This window comes from Paenibacillus hexagrammi, from assembly GCF_021513275.1.
GTDB classification, from domain to species: Bacteria; Bacillota; Bacilli; order Paenibacillales; family NBRC-103111; genus Paenibacillus_E; species Paenibacillus_E hexagrammi.
On record NZ_CP090978.1, the window covers coordinates 1,163,541 to 1,187,772 of the forward strand.

Consider the following 24,232-nt stretch of genomic DNA (forward strand, 5'->3'; position numbering starts at 1 on the left):
GATTGTTTAGATATATTAAAATTGGAAATTTGAATGTATCATTTAAAGTTGAAACGATGTTTGGAAAAAATTATTTTGAAGAGGAGTTACAAGAATTTGAATCAGGTAGTCCTTCAGATGTAAAAGCGTATTATGAAATTAAGCCCATAAAGGATAATGGAAATAAATTGAGTGATAATGCCCAGTTTCTAGGGACGACGTATGTAAGAGATGAGAGTAAATTATATATAATTAAAAACGGAAAGCTATCTAAACGTAGACAAATAGAATTGTCTAAAGAAAATAATAGTATAGTTAAATATTATGTAACAGAACCATCCTTACTTTTCGATAAAATGTATCGACTTCTTTCAAAAGACTATTTAAGTTTTAGTGAAACTTCGATGAAAGATTTTATATATAGCATTTTAGAACCAACATTTCAAGAGATTCAGGTCTTTCATGGGCAGTCTTTTATGCACGGAGCATTATTGGTTAACGATAAAAATGAAGGCTTACTTGCGACAGGGTGGGGGGAGCGGAAAAAGTTCAATAGCTACAATATTAACGGAAAAAGGGTGGAAAATTGGAAGCGATGATTTATTGATTGTTGACAATTCTGGATTTGCTTATTCTTACCCTAAAAAGGCCCAAATATATGCCTATAACTTAGTCGGTAATAAAATACTGAAACGAAAAGTGTATGATTCATTGCCCCTACAACGTAAGATAATATGGAAGATGCGAGAAAAAATATTAGGGAATAAACAAGTAAGAAGACGTGTTAGTTTGGGGATGGTAGGAGATAAAATAGATTACAAACCGATAAAAATTAAATATGTATTAGATTTAAGAAGAACGAATCAACCCGAAAGTAGTGTTGAAAAAATCAATGCTGAAGACTTAGCAGCCACACATTCACATATTTTAAATTATGAATTTAGGGATTATTTAAACCATCGGCTCTATCTTGAAACATTCACACCTGACAGAAATATAGTTAATAGTAGTTTTACTCAGACTAGGAAAGTTATAGAACAGGCACTTAAAAATACGGAAATCTATAGAATAAATGTTCCTAAGAAAAGTACGCCTAAAGATATGATTAAATTTATCGATAGTATTATTAACTGAATTGAACTATTTTTATTTAAAGTGGGGGTACATCTTGAAGAGGATATCATTAATTTATCATGAAGTTATGAAAAATGAAAATATAAATTGCTTAGAGGATGAAAGATTATACAATTCAAAATATACATTTGATGTTACTGAATTTCAAACTCATATGAAGGAAATCTCGAATTTATTAAATGCATCTCAAAACGAAATCACCGTTCACATTACATTCGATGATGGTCGCATTGGGTCATATAACTATGTTGCAGATATATTAGAGGCCAATGGATTAAAAGGTTATTTCTTTATTATAACCGATAGGATCGGAAAACCCCAATATTTGGACAGTGATCAAATATATAAGTTGCATAAGAGAGGTCATATAATCGGCACTCATACTTGCTCTCATCCTACTAGAATGTCAAATCTAAGTTGGGACTTGTTAATAAAAGAATGGGGGGATAGTAGAAGAGTTCTTAGTGATATAGTAGGTGAAGAGGTAAAGGTCGCTGCTGTACCAGGAGGTTTTTATTCAAAAAAAGTTGCTGAGGCAGCAGCAAGTGTCGGAATAAAGGAATTGTTCACTTCAGAGCCAGTAACGAAATGTTATAGTGTTAATGACTGTTTAATAATTGGCAGGTATTCAATAGAAAAGTCTTTATCTGTTCAGGAAATCACAGATTTAGTAAATATGAATGTTTACCCGAGATATAAACAATTAGTGTTATGGGAAATAAAAAAATATTTAAAAAAATACTTCAAAATAAATATAGTTTAGTTAGAAAAAAAATACTAAAAAAATTGCCTAACAATTTTTTTAATTACAAGACTCCGTAAGGTCGTTTAATTCAAATGAGAGAGTCTCCGCAGGATAAAGCCTAAATACTATTATATCTTGGGGCAAGTCGTTAACATATAGTTGTGGTTAAGTAAAAATCGGCAAAAATGCAGGTTGAACGCGAAAGCTGACGTGAAATCAGTCTTGGTAGAATGATATAGTTATAATTATGAAGGCGAGATACATGATACTAGTGTGAGTATAAACGGGAATTCCAGTTTCTTGCATTAGTGTGGATAAATTAGAATAAATAGTGGAAGCTCGTGAGACCTAAGTCTGTCTTTTAGCAAATGAAGGATATGTATCAGAAGGGTGAGTAATATTGATAAAGCTATGTAATGGGGTCTGTCAATAATTTTGTGTAAACGAATTTAGAGGATGTTGCGATGGAGGGGGACACCGCCCCTACCTCAGGTGCTGACCAACACGATCGGGGAAGAAAACGGATAGCTGTAACAGCATTTGTCCCCAGTTTTGGACGCGACCTGTCCATTTCCGAACAACGTCCATTGTGGATAAATACAGCATTTTGAGCAGAGCCTCATCACTTGGGAAGATACTCTTCCCTTTTGTTACCTTGCGAAGTTGGCGATGGTAGCTTTCAATAATGTTCGTTGTGTAGATGAGTTTACGGATCTCCGGTGGATACTTGAAGAACGTGGCCAACTCGTCCCAATTGTTCCGCCAAGAGCGGACGATCAGTGGGTACTTCTTGCCCCATTCTTCCTCAAAGCGGTCAAGCTCAACAAGCGCTGCTTCTTCTGTCGCAGCCTTGTAGATCGGCTTCAGATCAGCAGTCACTTTCTTCAGGTCTTTGTACGACACGTAGCGCGTACAGTTACGGATTTGATGAATGATGCACTTCTGAATCTCTGTCTCTGGATAACAGGCGGAAATAGCCTGAGAGAAGCCCGTCAGGTTATCCACGCAGGTAATGAGAATATCTTGTACACCGCGGTTTTTAAGCTCGTTTAAGACGCTGAGCCAGAACTTAGCGGACTCGTTCTCACCAATCCACATGCCCAGTACGTCCTTATTACCGTCCAGATCGATACCGATGACCATGTACGCAGCTTTGTTTACAATGGCACCGTCTTGTTTCACTTTGAAGTGGATGGCATCGAGAAAGACAACCGCATACACGCTTTGTAATGGGCGATTCTGCCACTCCTTGATCATAGGCACGATTTTATTCGTGACATTCGAGATTAGCGTAGGAGAGACTTCTATACCATACAGATGCTGCAGATGGTCTTGGATTTCACGTGTGCTGACACCTTTCGCATAAAGGGCAATAATCTGGTCCTCGATGCCGGTTACGTTGGACTGATGCTTCTTCACTACAAGTGGCTCAAATTCCCCGAGACGGTCACGTGGCACGGAGATTTCTTGCTCACCGTACTCACTTACGACGGTCTTCTTACTCTTACCGTTGCGGCTGTTTGGCGTCGCTTTGGCGGTCACGTCATGCTTCGCATAGCCCAAATGCGTCTCCATCTCCGCCTCCAGCATCTCCTGGATTGTCTCAGCGAACAGATTCTTTAACGCATTCTGTGCGTCTTGTGCGGTCACTAGATTATTCTCCTTAATGAAGTCACGCAGCTGTTGTTTCGTCCAAAGTCCCATGTGTTCTCCCAACCTTTCTATTGATTCCATTTTAATAGGTTTTGGAGTTTACACAAAGTATTTTACAGACTCATGTAATGAGTAATTGTCTTTTTTTGACCCTTTAGAACATGGCCTTCGTCATATTTGTAACTTTATGCTGCTTGTGCCAAGATCTCGGTAGTGTTCCATTTTGAAACTAACTCCATGATTCATATTGATGCCAGTGCCTTTTCCTTACTGAATTTCGCCAAAACTTCATATACTACTTAGCCCCAATCCTGTTTCCGAATCCCCCCCAAAATCCCCAATATACATCCCAAACAATCCTTGCTAAAATAGTAGCAAGGCCCTATTTATTTATGCTACTCAATGAAAGGAGAATCAAAAACGAATAAATACCGACAAAAACAAATATTTTCTGCCGTGCTATCTTTCCTGCTCTTATTCTCTAGTTTAAGCTTAGGAAATCTATTATTTCTTATCCCGCGGGCATCCGCCGCTACGAGTGTAAAGGCTATGGTATCAGGTGGAACAAGCCACGCACTGGCTTTGAAGTCTGACGGCTCTGTCTGGGCCTGGGGTGATAATACTTACAGTCAGCTGGGTGATGGGACTACGGAGCAGAGCTCCAGCCCGAAGCAGGTTACATATGAGGATGGCACACCGTTAATCGACTTTGTTAAGGTTGTTGCTGGTGGTAATCACTCGATGGCTTTGCGAAATGACGGAACGTTGTGGGAATGGGGAGGCTGGTCTGCTTCTAATAATATGGAGGTGGATATCCCATACCCGCAGCAGGTACCTCTAGCTGATCCTGTTAAAGATATGGCTACCACCGGTTATTCTTGCTTGGCCCTTCTAGAGGATGGAACGGTTTGGGGCTGGGGGAAGAATAATTGGGGACAACTGGCTACTGGTAGTAACGAAGGGGACTCAAGTTTCTATGAATCTCCTGTTCAAGCGGTAGGTCCCGGAGGAACGGGATATCTGACGGATGTAGTCAAGCTTGTCTCATCAGATTCCCTAGTAGCTGCTCTGACTTATGATGGAAAGCTGTACGCTTGGGGCAACAATTATGCTAATTATCTCGCACTTGAGGATTATACGGAAGATAACTGGATCGTGAATGTTCCAACGCAAATAACTGCATTTCCTGAAGCTGTAGTTGATTTGGAAGCAGGTGGCAATGGGCTTGGAGCAGTACTAGAAAGTGGGAAGGTTTGGGCGACTACAGACGTATTCGGTAATAAGAAAACTCAAGTCTTTGCGGGAGATTCTTATTATTCCTTTCCAGAGGTTACCGATGGCAAACAGATTGCTATGGGCGGTAGCTCCATTGGGGTACTAACGGAAGCTGGCAAGCTTTGGACTTGCGGTGTAAATGGAAGTGTTGATAATCCAACCTCTTCGTTTATATTAGGAAATCCTGATGTTGGCTATCAAAGCATACAAGCACCAGTGATGGGGCCCAATGGCGATGGATACTTCAGCGATGGTATGTACTTTAATGAAGGGAACAACTCAGCGTATGTCATTCGCAAGGATGGTACGTTATGGAGCTGGGGCAGTAACCAGTACGGTCAACTAGGTATTGGTGTTGCAGGCGATGGCGTAACGACAAATGCAAGTAAGGTGCCGACAGCGGTCACGATTGACGGAGAACAGTTCCGTTTGGCAACTTCCGCAGTTGCAAGTCTTGAGTCTATTTCGCTTAATGGGGTTGTAGTAAGCGGTTTTACGTCAGATACGAAGCAGTATGAAGTTGATTTGGGCTCAGGTACTACATCAGTGACAGTTGCAGCTGTTCCTACAGATTCAGATTCTATCCTAACAGTGAATCATGCTTCAGTTAGTGATAACGGTTCGGCTGAGGTTGCTTTGGGAGCTGGCACCAATACGATCGGTCTTGAAGTTACGGCACCTGATGGAGAATCCAAAGAAACCTACTCGGTGAAAATTAACGTTGGTTCCCACTCAGAAATTCCTTCTAAAGAGAGTCCGGTTCAGCTTTATGACGACAATTCTAAGGTGATAGACTCAGCTAATTTGCCTGATGGTGGTAGTGTCCTAGTTGAAACTTTACCTTCGAATGAGTCACAAATCATGCGCACCAAGTATGATGGCGGGATAGAAAAGTCTATGACTTTTTCGTATCACAAGACAGTTTCTGTGTATCCATTATCGGATACAAGTGGTGACTTAGCCTTAGTAAGCAATGTTACAAATGGTATTGAGCTGGTAAAGACAGATTCTGATCTAACCTTGGATACTCCGAGTACGGTCACTGTTACCAATGATGCCGAATGGACACAAAAAACGGCATTCAAGGCAAAAGCGACATCAGATGGTGGTGTAGTGATCATTGGTGAGGCGACGAAGGTCTCATCTAATTGGACGATGCCTTATTTGGTTAAGCTGGATGCAGACTGGAATATTGAGATGGAAACGGAATTTGTCATTAGTGAGGATTACCCGGACAAGATCACCGATGTTGTTGAAGATGGCAGCGGTGGGTTTGTTGTAACGGGGACCTTATCTGTGGGGGCCGACTCTCCCTCCATTATGGCCGTGCATTTGACAAGCGACGGGACCATGGACAACGAGAGATCCTATGTGCGTGATAGCTACCAAGAGGGCCAAGGCATCATTCGCTTAGAAGATGGAGGCTATCTACTAGCGGGAGTTTCCGCTTCTAATAGCAGCATGTCCCGCAATCAGGGAGTATGGCTGCTCAAGCTGGATTCCTCATTGAATCTGCAGTGGGAGACATTTACAGAAAGCAATGGGCCGGTTTCTGTACAAAGTTGGACACCTCTAGCAGAAGGAGGATATGCAGCGGCAGGCATGCGAGATGGTGTGGCAGCTCTGACGGTTTTTAACAAGGACGGCTACGAACTATGGCATGTTTCCGATGAAGGGGTTAAAGAGTGGAGTCACGCTCAGCGGACCTTAGACGGCGGTTATCTTACTGGCGGCACGACAACGTCAGGCCAGGCGGTTTATAGCAAATGGTCTGGACCCAACTTACGCCTATCTCACGTTCAGGTGGATGAGGAAGATAAGTCAGTACCTGTAACTGTGGCGAATCCCCAAGAGCCTGATGTAATTAGCTTTGACGTTCCTGGGAGCAGCTCTTCGGTAAAGGTTAAGCCCTATCTGGAAAATACCGAGATGCTCTTGACGGCAGACGATGAAGCCATTGCAAGTGGAGCACCCATCGATGTGAGTGTACCCCAAGGAACGGACATTAAGGACGTTGCTTTCATCATTCAAACGCCGGACAAAAGATATACAAGGTCTTATACTTTGGAGCTGCATGTAATTCCAGTTAATAAGGAAGCGCTGAGCACAATTATTAATCAGGCTCAGGAGTTCTTGGATCATGCTGTAGTTGGTACGGATGCAGGGCAATATCCAGCGTCTGCAATTGACAATCTTACAGCTATGCTTCAATCAGCCAAAGAGGTTTATGATGATCCGACAAGCACTCCATCTACGGTTGATAGTACAGCTTCCATGCTAGAGGAAGAACTTTCTTCGATACCGTATGAACAATACCCGTATGCGGATAAGGTTTTCCTTGCTTCAGAGCTGCGGTATGCTTCACAGATGATGGCACATGGGGTACAAGGGACTAATCCAGGCAACACGCCTGCTTCCGCATTTGCAGCACTTCAGTCGGCTTACAACGATGCACAAGCCGTTATGAAGAACATGGTTGCAAATCAATCTTCCGTGGACGAAGTGACGGAAGGCTTAGTTAATAGCATTCAGAGCTTTCAAGACGCTCTCATTCTTCCTAGTCCCACGTACTTCGAGGATTTTGAGAATGATAACGGCGGTTTTCATACGGAAGGCACAATTTCTTCATGGGAATACGGTACACCTGATTATGAAAATGGCCCTGTAAGCGCGAATTCAGGTTCAAAGGCTTGGGGGACTAATCTGTCAGGGAATTACCTGGATAATGAAGACAGCTACCTCGTTTCGGGCCCTATCGATGCATCGGGTACCGTTGTAAACAAGCTGCTGATTTCGGCATCTATGTGGGAGCAGACGGAGAGCGGCTATGATTACGGTTATCTCGACGTTAGTAAAGACGGTGGACAAACGTGGGATACTGTTTATAAATCTACCAGTGATAGTGAATATTCGGAAGGAGAGGAAGTTGAGTGGGAAGAGGAACTCCCTCCTACAACGGGCACTGTATCTTGGAAAAAGCATATCTTTGAACTAGATCCAAGTTACGCCGTATCGAATTTAAAGCTTCGATTCCACCTGACGTCTGATGGTTCCGTTAGCGAACCAGGCGTGTACGTGGATGACGTGGCCGTATATGTATTGAAGGATACACTTGAATCCGTTCTTCATATGGCAAATGACAAATTGATCAGCATGGAAGAAGGGACTTTACCAGGACAATACAGATACGGTGCGGTAAGCCTGCTGCAGCATGCATATTCAACTGCTCAACAGGTTAACAACGATACGGGCGCAACGGAAGAACATCGAGCAGAACAGTTGAATATTCTTCAACACAGTCTCCACGCTGCTGAGGGACTGAAGGTAAGTGCCCCGCTCGCAAGCACAGTTCCTAATGGTAGTATCGTCTCATATAGCGGACTAAAGTGGATTATGCTGGATAACGAGTCCGGTAAAATGGTTTCTACAGAATCAATAGGCACATCTATTTGGAGTGAAGTCGGAGCCAATTCCTTTAACCCTGCTATACAAGGCTCGGTTGCTTATCAGCTTAATCATCCATTCTTAGAATCTCTGACCAATTCGGACTGGATTCAAGACCATGCTTGGGATGTAACCGGCTTGGACGGTCGAATATGGAATGATACCGCAACGGTATCCGCTAAAGTGGGCTTACTTTCTGCACAGGATTACCTGCAGTATGGCTCGGTATATCCGGGCGGAAGCGGAACGTTAATGCCTTTAGAAAATTCATGGACATTAACGCCTATGTCCTACACAGATTCTGAAGATAATCAGAGCGTTTATCAGATTGACCCGTACGGCTATCTAAGCTACTCATATCGCTATTCGACTAAGGAAATGAGACCAGTCATCTTTGTAAGGACTGATTTAGTACAGAGCGCAGGTACTGGAACAAATGAAGATCCTTACACACTCACATTGGATACGGATGATTTACAGGTATCACGTAGTTCCTTGCTATTACCTGACTGGTTCAAGGACATCAATTCGGGAATCGACTTTGAGGCGAATACGGTTAGTACGGATCAAATATTATTGCCTACACAGGACGCTGATGGAGTTACGATTACGTGGAATTCAAGCCAGCCAAGTATGATTAATCCTGTAACTGGCGAGGTTCAACACCCACTGCCTGGTGAATCTGATGCTGTTGTGGATTTAACAGCCACAGTGGGCAAACAAGAAGCAGCTCATAGCCTAAGCTTCACATTAACGGTACCTGCCTTGCAGGATCCAATAGAGCATCCAATAACGGATATGTCCATTCAAAATGCACAGCTATCGCCTGCTTTTGACCCGGATGTACATGATTATCAAATCTCGTTATCTGATACAGCAGACGTAATCGTCCTGCGACCTTCATTGAACGGAAATTCTACCATGACCGTAAGCGATGCAACCTATACAGTATCAGGACTAGATTACTTGATTGATACTGGCAGTGCTGATAGCTTCAGGCTGGAAGGGCAAACTCCTCTTGGGACGAAGGAAAGCTATATATTCAGCTTAGTGCGTCTAAAGAGTCAGAAAAGTATGCTTTATTTCTCAGTGCCGAATCAAAAAGGAACAGCGTTAATCGATAATATCAATCATACGGTAACTGCCCAAGTGTATCATGGCGTAGACTTAACATCAGTAATGCCTGTCATAACTGTTTCTGATGGAGCAGCGTATCTGCCCAGTGCAGGCACAGTGCTTGATTTTAGCAGTCCGGTCACCTACATTCTGACTGCGCAAGATGGAAGCTCGCAGCAATATCAGGTTACTGTTACAGAAGCGCCTGATATGTCGTCAGCTGAAGTCAAACCTTTGGGGACAGAGCCTGTTCGAAATGTACCTTTTGGAATTCAGATTTACCAAGCGAAGGACATTAACGGATCACTGTTAACTGGGTCGGTGCATGTGGTTGTCGATAGTACGGACTTGCAAGAAGGAGTCGTATTTGATGGGTTGGTATCATTCACTGACGGAGAAGCGCTGCTTCCGATAACTTTGAGTGAAGCGGAAGCCCAGACACTGACGATCACCTTGGCAGGTGTCTCGAGGCCGTTATTCGTAACTGTCAATGTTCAATTGCCAGATGCTGATATAGTAGAGGCAGACAAAACTGCTTTGGTCTTGTCTTCGATTCTGGGAAGCAACGCCGATGCAAGCCATGTTACTATGAATTTAGAGCTTCCAACGTTAGGTGTTTTTGGTTCAACAATAAATTGGTCAAGTGATCATCGAGCTATCGCAGCTGACGGCACAGTAACTAGACCAACTTCGACCAATGGAGATGCAATCGTACATCTTACTGCTACCTTTTCCAAGGGAATGAAGAAGCAGCAAGTGGTCTTCGAAATTACGGTTCTGAGCTTGGAGCCTGTTGAGTATGGAACACCTGTGGTGGTCACTTCGGAAGAACCGATTGTATTCTCAGGTGGTGTGAAGCTGGACCTGCAGAGCTTGAACATACCTAATGGAACTACGGTAACTGCTGAACCTGTTACTCCAATAACAACAGGTACTACCTTGCAGCAAGCAGGTCCAGTTGTTAAATTCACCTTCCAAGGTATGCAGACCAATCCGCTTCCAGCGCCTGTTAATCTCCAATTCGCAGTAGATCCCGGTACAGACATTTCGAAAATCGGTATCTTCTACTACAACGAAGCGACAGGGAAATGGGAGTATCAACGTACGATAGCTGAATCATCCAATAAGGTCTCGGCTTACGTAAGTCACTTTTCCACGTATGGTGTCTTTACTGCAGATCAAGCAGCTGCTCCGATAGCAAATCCTGAAAGTGGAGCTGAACTGCAGCCTGGGATGTCAGTAACCTTAGCAACGGCAACGGATGGTGCAGCAATTCGTTACACCTTAGATGGTTCGGAGCCGACAGCGTCCAGTATATTATATAGCAACATTCAACAGCCGACCGCGGTCGCTGGATCTGACTTGATTGTAAAAGCTTTTGCTCAGAAGGACGGAATGATCGATAGTATCGTTCAAACCTTTACCTACTCGACAGCATCGCTTAGCAGCAATACAAGGCTGGGCAGCATAGTAGTCAGTACGGATTCTGCGCAATTGAATTTGCTGACAGTAACATCAGATGGTTCAGCAGTGCCTAGCTTATACACGACAACTGTACCAAGCGTCGTATCGGCAGTTTATGTGAGTGCAGCGGCAGAATATCCAGGCGCTCATGTTGACATGTACGAGGACGGGCAGCTGATTTCCGTAAATGATGCTGTTTACGCAGTTAACTTGAATGTTGGAGTTAATCGGCTGCAACTTGTAGTTACTGCTGAAAACGGCGACCAACAAACATACACGCTGAATGTGAATAGGTTAGGGGCTTCCAATGCGGACATTACGAGTATGAAGTATGAAAATGTGCCGTTGACTCAAGTTGGGAACCTGTTTACTCTTCGAGTAGGGTGGGATGTTGACGCTGTAGATCTTGATGTAAGTTTATCGGATCCCCATGCTTATTTTACGGTAACGGGAGCTACTTACGGAATGGATTCCATCCACATGGCAGATCTCAGTTTTGACCCGGCTTCAAACATCTCCGCGGTGAATGTAACTGCACAAGACGGAACGGTAAAAACGTACAGTGTTCAAGTAGTGCGAACTCCAGAACCAACCGATGCGGTGCTAGATGGTAATCATGATGGTTCCATTCGTATTGATGATATAGTGGCATTAGTGCGTGAGCAGTATGATGTCGACGGCAACGGTTTTGATGCTAACGATGTAAAGTATTTACTTAGTCGTATTCAACCAAAATCTGTACAAAAGCAGTAAGAAACTAGGCTTCTCACTTGTCATCTGATGGCGGTGGGAAGCCATTTTTATGATACAAGGTATTAGAATGAAAGTAGAACGAGGGTTAATGAAATTATCGAAAAATGTCGAATTATAGTGTATAATATGTAATTATCGACAAAGCGTTTACTTGGATGTTCTTTAAGTGCTACGATTCATGTGAATCGGTATTCAAACTTCATTCATAATAATGACGTGAGGGGGAAGTTATGGGAGTCTTACTCATGATGTGGCATCGGTTCTGGCTTAAGTTTCATGTAGAGTTAATCGAGAGTTGTATGGATAAGGATACAAGGCTGCAGCTTCTGCGTAAGGTAGAATATCATGAGAGCAAACTTAAAACATTGTGAGGAAGTACCCTTTGTGGTACTTTTTTTGTTGTCCATGTAACCAATATGTGACTTATTTATCAAATAAGATTATAATAAAACGTATACGATTTGTGCCTTGGGCGGTGAGAGATATGAAGAAGAAAAGGTCAAAAAAATGGATAATATGGATCGGTGGTACTGTTGTTGTAACTGTATGTATTGGTTATTTTGCGATGGATGCAGCGGTTTCCTATATACTTAAATCAATGGTTCCACAGCTTTCCGTGATCTCCGACCATGTGGAATCTAATCCTCTTAGCGAAGCACAAGCGAGCTCCCCAATAAAGAATGATCAAGGGAATCATTCTAAAGGTGAGGAAGTTAAGGCGGTACAAACCAAACAACCTCCAAGTAGTATGAACGATGCTTCAAACAGTCAGTCAAAGATATCCGCTACGGAAGATGCCTCTAAGAAGGCTACATCGGATTCCAATCTTTCTACCCAAGAATCTAATAGAAACCAGGCGCCAGTGGCTTCTACAACACCTGAGCCGAAGAAAACAGAGGCAGGCTTCACCTACGATTCTCAGGTTTCCACAGAGAAGGCCAAGGAAGTTGAGGATGCCATAACCATAAAGGAGAAGGCTGCAGTTTCTACGGTTCTTTTGAAAAAGCTGAGTGTTTCGGAGCTTCAATTGTTTGCTAGAATGGCTAGTAATGGCTTATCTACCGAAGAGAAAAAAGAAGCAAAGCAGATCATACTAAAGAAACTAACAGAAGATGAGTACGATAAGCTTATCCAAATAGCGGCGAAGTACGGGCTCAGTCAAGGGAAGAATTATCAGGAATCATTAAAAGAACAAAAATAGTGTCGTACAAGTGCAACGGAGAGCTGGTGAGTGAATATTTGAAGAAAAAATGGATGGTCTTTACACTTGCGGTCAGTGTGCTGGGGATAGGTGGGTACACCGCCTATCAGTATGCGCTGAACTTGGTCGCGGACCAGTTAGCTAAGCAGCTTTTAGTGGATACAGAGAATCAAACAAAGCTTCTAAAAGAGGCTAATATAGATGTGAGTGCCGTCAACGACGTCGTGTTAGATACTAATTCGGATCAACCAAATAAGGATAGTAAGACGGACGGAGAGCCTAGCAAAAATAAGCCAATCTCAGCATCAAATGATGTACAACAAGGTGCGGACAATTCAAAGCAAGATTCACGTAAACAAATTACTGAAACTCAGTCCATCAAGCAAGAGGACAAGCGTTCAACTCAAGCTACTAGTGAAGAAGAAAAGAAACATGAAACAACATTTGAGAGTAAGCAGGAAGCAGTTAAGTTCGCTATGAGCAGATTTTCTGCATCAGAAATCAATCATATTCGTCAGTTGGCAAACGGGGGACTTACACCAGAGAAAAAAGCAGAATTAAAAAAAATCGCTTATTCGAAGTTTTCCCCGCAAGAAATAGAAGCCGTCCGCAAAGCAGTTAGTTCTAAATAAAAATAATGAGGTGTTCATGGTAATGTCATTACGAAATCGATTCAAAACGATCGCAGCTTTATCCCTAGCAGCTTTGGTTGGACTAAGCTCTCAGGCCTTTGCAGCACAAACGGCAGAAGAAATTGAAGTCTACCAAGCACCTATGCATTTTACGTTCGACGATAAGGAATACGCTCCTCCCGAGGGCCAGGAGGGGTTCATTTATGAAGGGAGCACTTACGTTCCTTTAAGATTTGTGTCCTATTCGCTAGGCAAGGGTGTGAGGTGGGATAGTGAGACCTACACAGTTTCGATAGCTGAACCTAAAGCTGACGAGCAGATAACAATTAGTGAATATAAGCTTAATGCTCAAGTGAAATCCAATAAAATGGAGAAGTTGGATACAACCAGTTTGGTGCCAAGTGCTCTAAGCGCGTATAGGGAGCAAGTCAATTATATGTTTGATGGGGTGAAGAAGCAGCCTTCAGAGGATTTACCAGGTTTTATTATCAATGACACTTTGTATGTCCCGATTCGATTTTTCTCTGAATCCGTGGGAAAGGAGATCAATTGGGATCCTGAGACCTATACAGTTTCTGCTAAAACAAGTGTGAACAAGCCTACTGAAGGAGAGAAGTCAGAAGACCCTAAAGTGGAGACCACTGAACCTGCTGTAGGTGGCGGTGGAGGCTTTGGAGGAGGAGCTGGAGGCGGTATTGTTACCAAGCCTAGTTACGAATCCTTGACATCTGATGCGGAAGCGAAGATGAATAATCTGAAAAGCAGCTGCAAGACTGAGCTATATGCGATCTATGACGAGTTTAAACAGACAGGCGACCTTTCTTTAATCGATAAGGCTAATGCTGCTGTTACGAAGTGTGATTCCAAATTCGATCAAATTTTGAATGATCTTAGCTCTAAGCTCTCCAATAATGGTTACGATACAAGCGTTATTCAAACCTATCGAGATGCCTACGAGGCAGAGAAAGAGGCTGAGAAAGCAAAAATATTAAATTAAAGAATATATGCGACTGCTTCACAGGCTGCGGCTTGTGGAGCATTTTTTTATTTTCTATAACGATAAAGAAAGACCACCCACTACCACGCCCGGGATTTTCTTGTCGCTAAAGGGAGTATGTTCATGTTGTTGTCGTTTCGTTCGTTATTAATATATAATATTAATAAATTAAAATAATTCTAATTAAGTATTGACTATCGGTGAATATTATTTATAATAATTATTAAATAATATCTAGTTTCATTAATTTGTAAAGATTCAGAAAGGATGTGACAGCCATGTACGATGTCATTATCATCGGTGGAGGACCCGCGGGGGCATCCGCCGCCATATATACGGCAAGAGGGAATTTGAAGACACTGGTCATAGATAAGTCACCTAACGCTGGAGCACTGGCGATTACGCATAAGATTGCTAATTATCCGGGAGCACCTGGAGAAATGACGGGCAAAGAGCTGCTCGATATCATGAGAGGTCAGGCTCAGGGCTTCGGTGCTGAGTTTGTTCAGACGACGATCACTTCCGTGGATGTGGAAGGTGAGACCAAGTATGTCTTCACTGCTGATGGTATGTATGAAGCCAAGTCTGTGATTGTTGCTACAGGGTCGAAGGGGCGCAATCGTATGCTGCCTGGTGAGGAGAATCTGCTAGGGCGCGGTGTGAGCACTTGTGCTACTTGTGACGGGGCTTTTTTCACAGGCAAGACGGTAGCTGTTATCGGAGACTCGGAGGAAGCTTTGGAGGAAGCGCAGGCACTTTCCAAGTTTGTAGAGAAAATTTACTTTGTCATCCCGCGGCCTGAGCTTCAAGGTGTAGAGCATATGCCGGAGCTGTCTGGAACGGAGTTGCTTTATAAAACGAAAGCTTTGGAAGTTGTCGGAGATAAGCAAGTGACAGGTTTGAAGGTACGTTCTGCCTCCGGTGCGGAAGAGGTGTTGGCGGTTGACGGTGTGTTTATCTTTTTGTCAGGCAGCAAGCCAGGAACGGATTTCCTGCAAGATCAGGTGCCGCTGGATGCGGACGGCTTCATGATTCTTGATAGTTCTATGCAGTCTGCTGTCCCAGGTGTGTTCGGTGCAGGCGAGGTCAGAAGGACGCCGGTGAAGCAAGCGGTGGTAGCTGCTGCAGATGGTGCGATTGCGGCGATGGCCGTAGACAAGTATATTAATAAAAGGGCTCAATTGATCCCGCAGTATAAATAATAAGTTCATATATAAAGGAGCTGCTTACACCCATGTCTAATGTTATCGTTTATTCAAGCACGAACTGCCCTTACTGCCAACAGTTGAAGAAATATTTAACCGAGCAGAATGTAACATTCGAAGAAAGAAATATCGATCTAAATGATCAATACGGCCAAGAGCTGCACGATATGGGAATGATGTCGCTTCCGGTTACTGTCATTGGGGAGCATAAGATTCTTGGCATGAATGTAACCAAGCTGAAAAAAGCGTTAGCTGAGCTTTCTGCTTAATAGGGAAGCTGAATTTCAATAAGAGGCTCTACCTATAAAAGCCATGACCTGTCAACGGGTTGTGGCTTTTTACATAGTACAGCGGGAATTTAATAATTTGGAGCTCCACGCAAAATATCGGAACGGAATTAGCTTAGAAGCTAAGGCTCAGCTTGAGTGGTACTTTTGACCTATCAGCAATAGTAGCATTGCCGAGATGAATCGAAGGCAGCTTTGGAGGTACAGCCAAACTTGATGACTGTGTCTCATGTACAGAATAAATGCGTAGAAGTGACTCTCAGCTCTATGATAAAATGTTGCTATTACACAGTTGGAAAGTAGGAAAGAAGATGGCGATATTAGTAACCGGCGGAGCGGGCTATATTGGCAGTCATACGTGCGTGGAGCTGCTTGATCGAGGATATGAAGTAGTAGTCGTGGATAACTTGTCTAATAGCAGCATGGCATCCTTAGAGCGAATTCAGGAGCTTACGGGAAAGACGCTTACCTTTTACGAAGCTGATTTACTCCATAAGGAGAAGCTGGTCCGTATTTTTGAGGAGAATACGATCGATGCCGTGATTCATTTTGCTGGGTATAAAGCGGTTGGAGAATCGGTACAAGTGCCCCTGAGCTATTATCACAATAACATGACGGGGACGCTTATTCTTTGTGAAGTGATGCGTCAGTTCGGTGTAAAGAGAATGGTATTCAGCTCCTCTGCTACCGTCTATGCGCCGGCAGAATCGGGTCCGATCTCTGAGGATTTTCCGCTAGGGGCTTCTAATCCGTATGGACGAACGAAGCTAATGATCGAAGAGATTCTGCGGGATCTGGCTATCTCTGATAGAGAATGGAGCATCAGTCTGCTTCGTTATTTTAATCCGGTTGGAGCTCATGCCAGCGGCCGAATCGGCGAGGACCCGAGCGGTATTCCTAACAACCTGACTCCTTACATTACTCAAGTGGCTGTAGGCAAGCTGAAGGAGCTTCGTGTGTTCGGAGGCGACTATCCGACTCAGGATGGGACAGGTGTCAGGGATTACATCCATGTGGTTGACCTTGCGCTAGGGCATTTGAAGGCCATTGAGAAGGTTATGCGATCTACAGGAGTGGACGCTTATAATCTGGGAACCGGGAATGGATGCAGCGTTCTTGAGATGATTAGAGCTTTTGAAAAAGCGACAGAAACATCCATCCCATATACGATTGTAGACCGGAGACCCGGTGATATTGCAGTTTGCTATGCGAATCCGTCCAAAGCGCAGCGTGAGCTGGGATGGAAAGCGGAAAAAGGCATTGATGAAATGTGTAGGGATGCATGGAGATGGCAGCGGAACAATCCAAATGGATATAAAGATCCTGTGAAGCTCTAAAAAATAGGGGAAGTGAGTGCAGAGGAGATGTCGTGAAATGAAGGGATTACAAGTGTGATTTGCGAATCCTATGAGAGATTACACCTAGGGGGAATAGCTCATATGACGACATCCAGCACTTTACTACAAAAGATAGTAGAAATTATCCCTATTCTACTGCAATCTGCGCCTGTGGAGCTTTCTATAGCGATAGCGGATAAGGAGAAATTTATTGCATATTTCCCGAGTCCGACGCTGAATCTACATATCAAGCCGGGACAGAAAATCGATCCAAACGAACCGATGCATGTCATTGTGAATCAGAATAAAACGGTCGAAATGGACGTGCCGGCTGAAGTATTCGGTATTGATTTTACAACGAAGGGAATGCCGATCGTAGAGGATGGGCGGGTCGTTGGCGGTATTGGAATTGGTCACCGCAAGCAAAATGAACGCGAGTTAATGAATATCTCGGAGCAAATCGTACGCGCGCTGTCTCAAGCGACGAGCGGTCTTTCTTCCCTCAATACGGACTCCTCCTCACTCGCCGAATTAAGCAAGCATCTCATGACACAATCTCAAGCATCTAGTGAAGATATGAAGAAAACGGATGAGGTCTTGGCCTTTATCCGGCATGTCGCGGGTCAGACGAATTTGCTGGGTCTCAATGCAGCGATTGAAGCAGCCAGAGCCGGTGAACTTGGACGAGGCTTTGGCGTTGTAGCTAACGAAATCCGAAAGCTCTCTCAAGACACGATGGCGTCCGCTGAGAAAATTCAAGGAATACTGACAAATATACGCGATACGACCAATCAAATCAGCAGTACCATTATGAAAATCCATGCTATCGGTCAGCAGCAGGTCGCATCAACGAAGGACATTCACACTTTTATGGAAGAGATTGAACAGATGTCCAAGAAGCTGAATGAGTACGCTGGACAGTTATAACTGAAAAAGAGGTAAATGAAAGTCTCCTAAATGAATTGACATTCATTCTTTGATAGTCAATGATAATAAAGAGAGTCATACACTTTGAATCAGGAGGCTTCGCTCATGATGACTATGGAGATGATCAAGGAAAAGCATCAATTTATCGTATCTGAAAAAGTGAGCATGGATAACGCAAATGGGCTCTTGGCAAAGATGAAGGAGAAGCTGATTGCCGAGAATGAGCTTACATCGGAAGAGGAGCTTACCTTTGTTGCGTATGCTTTCAAACAGGAAAATATGTTCGTGCTTGCTGCCGATCGGAATGAAGGCGCTATGAGCGAAAAGGCCTAACGATCGATCGTAAAAATTTGAGTGTGAATGTAAGCGCTATATGGAATGGGGAAGTAAATTTAGTTCGTGAAGGTATCACGATGAAGAAGAGACAGTCTCGGTTGAGGCTTGTCTCTTTTGCGTTATAATAGAAGCGAATGAAATGAGTAAGAAGGGTTGAGGCTATCAGGATGCAGTCGATTGCAGATAAAGTATTCATGGGGTCGCTGATTTTGTTAATGATCTCTGTCGTGATCAGCGGCATCGGGTTTCAGTTCTTGAATGGGCGTTCTCAAGATTCAGATGAAACAGAAGGCGAAGCCGGTGGGAACAGCTCACGGAAAAGAGCGATGATGGAAAAACAGGATAAGAGCTTGCGCAGGCTTGGCAGATCGTATCTACTCTGGATTTCACTTGCGGGCATCGTTATTTCGATCGTGTTATCGTATCTGTAGGTTCAAGCTCGGCTTCTATGCCGGGCTTTTTGACCTTATAAGAATGTTTAGGTTCTTACAGTGCAAAATCATCTAGAATATCAATCTAATCGGCAAATCGGCTAATCGACCTTGTTCTAACAAGGTTGACCAGCTTGGTAAAGCCGCAAAGGAGGTTTATCTGCATAGAATCATTATAGGTAATAACTATAAACGATAGAGTTTATAAGTATTAGAAATTATAAATGATCGGCGTATAATGAAAGCAACAACGAAAAGAGCTGGCATCAATGCTAGAGGAAGGCAGGGATGTAGAATGAGTGAATCGTTTCAAAATAACTGGAAGGCTGAGCAGTATGATGCTCAGATGAGCTTTGTTTCCAGCTTCGGCCAGAGCGCGCTCGCGCTGCTCGCGCCGCAGCCAGGCGAACGCATCCTCGATGTCGGATGCGGCACGGGAGACCTCGCCGCCGAGCTTGCCAGGCTCGGCGCAGAGCCAACAGGCATCGACTCCTCTGTGTCGATGATCGAGCAGGCCCGGACGAAGTACCCGGGCCTGGACTTCGCGGTGGCGGACGCGACCGCCTACCGCAGCCCGCGCCGCTTCGACGGCGTCTTCTCCAATGCAGCTCTGCATTGGATCAAGCCGCCGGAAGCGGCTGTAAAGACCGTCCGCGCTGCGCTGCGGACGGGAGGGCGCTTTGCCGCCGAATTTGGCGGCAAGGGCAACATCGCCGCGATCGAAGAGGCAGTCGCGGCAGAGCTTCACAGCCTGGGAATCGATGCCCAGGCGCGCAATCCGTGGTATTTCCCGAGTATCGGGGAATATACCACGCTGCTGGAGGCGCACGGCTTCCGGGTTGCGTGCGCGGAGCATTTTGACCGCCCGACGAAGCTGACGGGCGGGGAGAAGGGCATGCGGGTGTGGATCGACACCTTCGCGGATTTTTTCTTCGAGGGTGTATCTCCCGAAGACAAAGAGCATGTCCTTAGCCGCGTAGAAGAGCGGCTAAGACCTCGCTTGTACGAGGAGGGGGCATGGACCGCGGACTACGTAAGGATTCGCATCTTGGCCTATTTGGAGTCTTGAACAAACACAAGCTATACGTATGCGCCCCACTTTGCAGTAACATAAAAAGCGTGTTTCAACTTGCTGAATATACACGACTGCAACATGCTGCAGATTGTCGATCAGCGAAGTGGACTGCCAGCTTCCATATCTTTTCTCCGATCCGTGCAATGGCGATATCGTATTTCTCGATGGAAACAAGGAATTCAGCTTCTCTGAAAATTTTTGAGCCATCCGCTACACTTGCTCGAATGTCTCAGGTACGTCTACGCCAGGCCGCAGCGTATTTCCTCAATTTCTGTTAGCAATCAGCAATCCATAAATGCTTCTTGAATAAATGAAAGCACTCTTTTCTCTGCCAGTCAGAGAAGGAGTGCTTTATTTTTTTGTGTCGAATCAGGAGTACACTTTCCTATTTCGGCAAAATATACACAAAGGGCACTTGAATAACAGCATTTCAATCTAAAATTAATTAAAAATTTAAAAAATGAGAAAAAAAATTTAAACGAAATTTCAAAATTATCATTGACCTTTTGCTAAAAAGTTATTACATTAAAGTAAATAGAAGCTAATTGTTAGCATAACAAACTAATGCTGCAGCAAATGTTAGTTCGAACCTACATATGGAGGATGAACAGATGAACTCTTTGATTGTTTTTTATGATCCTACTTTCCCTTATGAGGGAGTTAGACCTGACGAGCAGCAACTGGCTGAACTTGCCAGCACTGGACGCCTTGTAACGGCGGATGAGCTTGCAGATGCTTTAACCAGTGCTGAAGTGCTCGTTCACTTGCACGGCAGATATTTTCCTAAAGCTGCTTGGGGCGCCATTGAGGCACTTGTTAGCAGAGGCAAGGGGCTTGTTCATATCGGCAGCGCGCCGTTTAAAGTTCCGGTGTTTCGAGGAAATGACGGCTGGGAGCAGGAAGCTGAGCAGACCACCTATCATCAAAAGCTGCAAATTCACGAGATGCTGCCCGTTGATCCCTCTCCAATTGCACGTTATGCCGCATTAACGGAGCTTCCACTGCTGGCAGGAAAAGAAGCGGCTTTCTCTATTCAACCTACTGTAGGGCTTGCTCTTCATGTGACTCGCGCTGACGATCAGCCAGGCCAAATAGGCTCCAGCGGTCCGATGGATGCCCACATTCTTCCGCTTCTCAAAGGGATTTCGGAGGATGGTAGAGAAGTTGCGGCTCCGATCGTGCTTCTTGAGAATACGAAAGGTGACTTTTCAGGGGGCCGCTGGATTCTAGCCAACCTGCTGACAGACGAGACGTTCTGGAGCCAAGACGGCGCAGCAATGCTAGCGGAATGGGCTGCTTTCGTTCAAAGGGGAGTCACTGAGATTTGGTTCAAGCCGAATTACGCTTGTTACGATCCAGGCGACCGTGCAGCTTTAACCATACAGCTGCAAACCTTGACGCATCGGACGGAGGAATCCGTTAACGCTAATCGTTCGTGGACCTTCGAGGTAGCAGTGTATAAGGAAAGTATTTCGGAGCCGATCTGGTCGACAAAAGCTCAAATGAACGCATCCCGTGAGCTCTCCTACAAGCGATTCCAGGTTCCGGTTGACCTGGAGGCAGGATTTTATACAGCGGAATGCCGTGCTGTTGCCGATACAGGGGAAGTTCGAACTTTCCGCCAAGGCTTCTGGGGCTATGATGCGGAGCTGCTTCGTCAAGGGGAGTTCATGTCGTGCGACCGTGATTATATGATCAAAGACGGGCGTCCTCTTCCTATTGTAGGCATGACCTATATGACTAGTGACGTAGCGCGGAAATTTTTGTTTATGCCTAATGTGTCGGTATGGGATAAAGATATTGCCCAGATGGCGAAGGCTGGCATCAACCTGATTCGTACGGGAATTTGGTCCGCATGGCGTCAAGTGATGTTTGTTGACGGACATCCGTACGAAGAAGTGCTTCGCGCGATTGATGCTTTTATTTTGACTGCGAAAAAACATGATATTGAAGTAACCTTTAATTTCTTCGCCTTTACTCCGGAAGCATGGGAAGGTGTGAATCCGTACTTAGATCCAAGAAGCGTAGAGGCGCAGAAGCGATTTATTTCTGCTGTGGTGTCCCGCCATGCCGAAACGACGAATGTGCATTGGGATTTGATTAACGAGCCGTCTATGTTCAATCCTGACAAGCCGTTCGCAGGTCCTCAATCGGCTCATGACAAATTCGAACAGCAAGCGTTCGTTGCGTGGCTAGAAGAGCGTCATGGCGACATTCGCAAGCTTCAGGAGCGTTGGAATATGTCGCCTGCGGAGCTTCCTGATTTCACTAGTGTGCGCCTGCCTGATGCTTCCGAGATGAACATGAACACCACGGAGACGCTCGAAAAGAAAGGTTCGCCGTGGTTGGATTACACCTTGTTCACGATGGAGATGCACAACCGCTGGGCTCATGAGCTGATTGCCACGATCCGCAGCATCAATCCGAAGCAGCTCGCTACTGTCGGTCAAGATGAAGGCTTGGGCGCTCAACGTCCATCGCCTTTCTTCTACGCGGAGGCTGTCGATTACACGACGGTGCACTCCTGGTGGCTGATGGATCAGCTCGTCTGGGACGGTATCTTCTCCAAGGCGCCGGATAAGCCGAATCTGATCCAAGAAACGGGAATCATGTACGTGGAGACGCCTGACGGCCGGGCCAAGCGTTCCGAGCTTGAGCTTCGCAATATTTTGGAGCGCAAATATGCGTATTCCTTCTCCACAGGCGGAGCAGGTGCCGTACAATGGATCTGGAATATTAACTTTTATATGAACAATATTAACGAATCGCATATCGGAGCTTTGCGCGCAGACGGCACAGAGAAGCCGGAGGCGGATGTTTCGTATGACTTTGGTTCTTTTATGGGAGAGATCCGCGACCTCTTTGCCGGCAGAAAGCTGGAGGAAGTAGCTGTCGTGTTCCCGTACTCCAACGATTTCTCGACCAGAAAGCTGGCGTTTGACGCGACTTCCAAGCTGACCAGAACCCTTGCTTATGAAATGAATGTTCCCTTCCGCGGGCTTGGTGAGTATCATTTGGAATCGCTGGAGCAAGATGCGCCTAAGCTTATTATTGTACCAAGTGCTCATAATTTTAGCGGCGCTGCGCTGGAAAAGCTAACGAATCACGTGAAGCATAACGGCGGTACGCTGCTCTTCACTGGTCCGCTGGGATTGGATGAGTACTGGACGCCGCGGGCTAGATTAACGGATGTAATTGGCGATACAGTGCTTAGCAACGTGCTTCGCGAGGAGCTTATGGAAGTAGAAGGCAAGCGATATCCGGTATCCTTTGGCGGAGCTCGAATTGCTCAAGCTAACAAGGAGATTTCCTTATCCGACAGTGCGGGCGGTTCGCAGATTAGCCAGGTTAATCGTTATGCACTAGGCCAAGGGCAGCTCATCTGGTGTCCGCTTCCGGTAGAGCTTAACGAACGCAGCGAAGCTTTAATTTCACTCTATACCTATGCGCTGCAGCAGGCAGGAGTGGAGGCGGAGCTGGAATGGACTCAAGGCGGAGAATGGCCGGGACTGTACGGCCGCAAGCTTAGCTTTAACGAAGGAGCATTATTCATCTTCGTGTCGGAGTTTGGTATCGATACTCCTGTTGAAGTGAAGGATCCGGTTACAGGCTGCAGCTACGCTTTTGAACTGGAAAGTGAGCGCACTGTGATGTTCGCGGCTGATCAAACGGGGCAAGTGACGGCCGTTTACCGTCCTCGTGAAGTTCAAATCGAAGTGAAGTAAGACATTACTGAGAAATAAACAAAGCCTTCCAATCAGTTCCTGCTGATTTGGAAGGCCTTTATGCTTTATTTACAAAATTTCATCCATACAGCTGTTACAAACCAGCTTTCCTTTGAAGTAGCTCATATTCTCGAAGTTTCCGCAAAACACACAAGCGGGCATATATTTTTTCAATGTGATTCTCTCGGGATCTACGTAGACCTCAATCGCATCCCCGATCTCGATGTGCAATGTGCGGCGCAATTCTATGGGCAATACGATCCGGCCTAGCTCATCCACTTTTCTAACGATACCAGTGGATTTCATGTAACGTCCTCCTTTGCCATAATATCGAGCAGTCGAGTAATAAGTATTCTTAACTACCTATTCCACATTTGCTCTGAAATTCCTTTAAATGACTACATTTTCATCTTTTCCATCATCGCTCGCGGATGGATTGCCCTCATTCGTTTTGCATGAATCCTCATTCGTTTCGTATGAATCCTCTTCGTCTCGCAGGAATCCTCTTCGTTTGGC

At 44.8% G+C, this 24,232-nt stretch carries 17 protein-coding genes; 15 read left to right on the top strand and 2 right to left on the bottom strand.

Annotated elements, in window-relative coordinates:
- Positions 1 to 2: 2 nt before the first annotated feature.
- The 3 genes from L0M14_RS05255 to L0M14_RS05265 are packed head-to-tail and all read left to right on the top strand — an operon-like array spanning position 3 to position 1,876.
- Positions 3 to 578 (top strand): hypothetical protein, encoded by a 576-nt coding sequence (locus L0M14_RS05255; protein ID WP_235121160.1) that lies wholly within the window; start codon positions 3 to 5, stop codon positions 576 to 578.
- Positions 487 to 1,113 (top strand): hypothetical protein, encoded by a 627-nt coding sequence (locus tag L0M14_RS05260; RefSeq protein WP_235121161.1) that lies wholly within the window; start codon positions 487 to 489, stop codon positions 1,111 to 1,113. The genes L0M14_RS05255 and L0M14_RS05260 overlap by 92 nt, the downstream gene beginning before the upstream one ends.
- 34 nt (positions 1,114 to 1,147) lie before the next feature.
- The gene (locus tag L0M14_RS05265) at positions 1,148 to 1,876 is read left to right on the top strand and encodes a polysaccharide deacetylase family protein (RefSeq protein ID WP_235121162.1); all 729 of its coding nucleotides are present in this window, start codon (positions 1,148 to 1,150) and stop codon (positions 1,874 to 1,876) included.
- A gap of 465 nt (positions 1,877 to 2,341) precedes the next feature.
- On the opposite strand, the gene L0M14_RS05270 is transcribed toward L0M14_RS05265, so the two are convergent.
- A complete protein-coding gene (locus L0M14_RS05270) occupies positions 2,342 to 3,562 on the bottom strand; it encodes an IS256 family transposase (RefSeq protein WP_235121163.1) in 1,221 nt (406 codons plus the stop codon).
- 498 nt (positions 3,563 to 4,060) lie between these two features.
- Here L0M14_RS05270 and L0M14_RS05275 point away from each other — a divergent pair, with 498 nt between their 5' ends.
- From L0M14_RS05275 to L0M14_RS05330, 12 genes are all read left to right on the top strand, one after another.
- Positions 4,061 to 11,563, top strand: a complete 7,503-nt coding sequence (locus tag L0M14_RS05275; protein WP_235121164.1) for an immunoglobulin-like domain-containing protein — start codon at positions 4,061 to 4,063, stop codon at positions 11,561 to 11,563.
- 382 nt (positions 11,564 to 11,945) lie between these two features.
- Entirely contained in the window at positions 11,946 to 12,764 is an 819-nt protein-coding gene (locus L0M14_RS05280) for a hypothetical protein (protein ID WP_235121165.1), read from the top strand.
- Between the two features lie 38 nt (positions 12,765 to 12,802).
- Positions 12,803 to 13,396, top strand: coding sequence for a hypothetical protein (locus L0M14_RS05285; protein ID WP_235121166.1), 594 nt, complete (start codon positions 12,803 to 12,805; stop codon positions 13,394 to 13,396).
- 22 nt (positions 13,397 to 13,418) lie between these two features.
- Positions 13,419 to 14,393, top strand: a complete 975-nt coding sequence (locus L0M14_RS05290; protein WP_235121167.1) for a copper amine oxidase N-terminal domain-containing protein — start codon at positions 13,419 to 13,421, stop codon at positions 14,391 to 14,393.
- Positions 14,394 to 14,671: 278 nt separating this feature from the next.
- Positions 14,672 to 15,595, top strand: coding sequence for an NAD(P)/FAD-dependent oxidoreductase (locus tag L0M14_RS05295; RefSeq protein ID WP_235121168.1), 924 nt, complete (start codon positions 14,672 to 14,674; stop codon positions 15,593 to 15,595).
- A gap of 32 nt (positions 15,596 to 15,627) precedes the next feature.
- Entirely contained in the window at positions 15,628 to 15,867 is a 240-nt protein-coding gene (locus L0M14_RS05300; protein WP_235121169.1) for a glutaredoxin family protein, read from the top strand.
- A 329-nt stretch (positions 15,868 to 16,196) separates the two neighbouring features.
- Positions 16,197 to 17,222, top strand: a complete 1,026-nt coding sequence (galE, locus tag L0M14_RS05305) for a UDP-glucose 4-epimerase GalE (protein WP_235121170.1) — start codon at positions 16,197 to 16,199, stop codon at positions 17,220 to 17,222.
- 102 nt (positions 17,223 to 17,324) lie between these two features.
- Positions 17,325 to 18,149 (top strand): methyl-accepting chemotaxis protein, encoded by an 825-nt coding sequence (locus L0M14_RS05310; RefSeq protein ID WP_235121171.1) that lies wholly within the window; start codon positions 17,325 to 17,327, stop codon positions 18,147 to 18,149.
- A 105-nt stretch (positions 18,150 to 18,254) separates the two neighbouring features.
- The gene (locus L0M14_RS05315) at positions 18,255 to 18,482 is read left to right on the top strand and encodes a hypothetical protein (protein ID WP_235121172.1); all 228 of its coding nucleotides are present in this window, start codon (positions 18,255 to 18,257) and stop codon (positions 18,480 to 18,482) included.
- Positions 18,483 to 18,652: 170 nt separating this feature from the next.
- Positions 18,653 to 18,916: a hypothetical protein gene (locus L0M14_RS05320; RefSeq protein WP_235121173.1), complete on the top strand. Its 264-nt coding sequence runs from the start codon at positions 18,653 to 18,655 to the stop codon at positions 18,914 to 18,916.
- Between the two features lie 295 nt (positions 18,917 to 19,211).
- The gene (locus tag L0M14_RS05325; RefSeq protein WP_235121174.1) at positions 19,212 to 19,985 is read left to right on the top strand and encodes a class I SAM-dependent methyltransferase; all 774 of its coding nucleotides are present in this window, start codon (positions 19,212 to 19,214) and stop codon (positions 19,983 to 19,985) included.
- A gap of 617 nt (positions 19,986 to 20,602) precedes the next feature.
- Positions 20,603 to 23,716 (top strand): beta-galactosidase, encoded by a 3,114-nt coding sequence (locus L0M14_RS05330; protein WP_235121175.1) that lies wholly within the window; start codon positions 20,603 to 20,605, stop codon positions 23,714 to 23,716.
- A 69-nt stretch (positions 23,717 to 23,785) separates the two neighbouring features.
- Here L0M14_RS05330 and L0M14_RS05335 read toward each other — a convergent pair whose 3' ends face one another.
- Positions 23,786 to 24,022 carry an AbrB/MazE/SpoVT family DNA-binding domain-containing protein gene (locus tag L0M14_RS05335; RefSeq protein WP_235121176.1) on the bottom strand — a complete coding sequence of 79 codons (237 nt, stop codon included), beginning with the start codon at positions 24,020 to 24,022 and terminating at the stop codon, positions 23,786 to 23,788.
- Positions 24,023 to 24,232 lie beyond the last annotated feature (210 nt).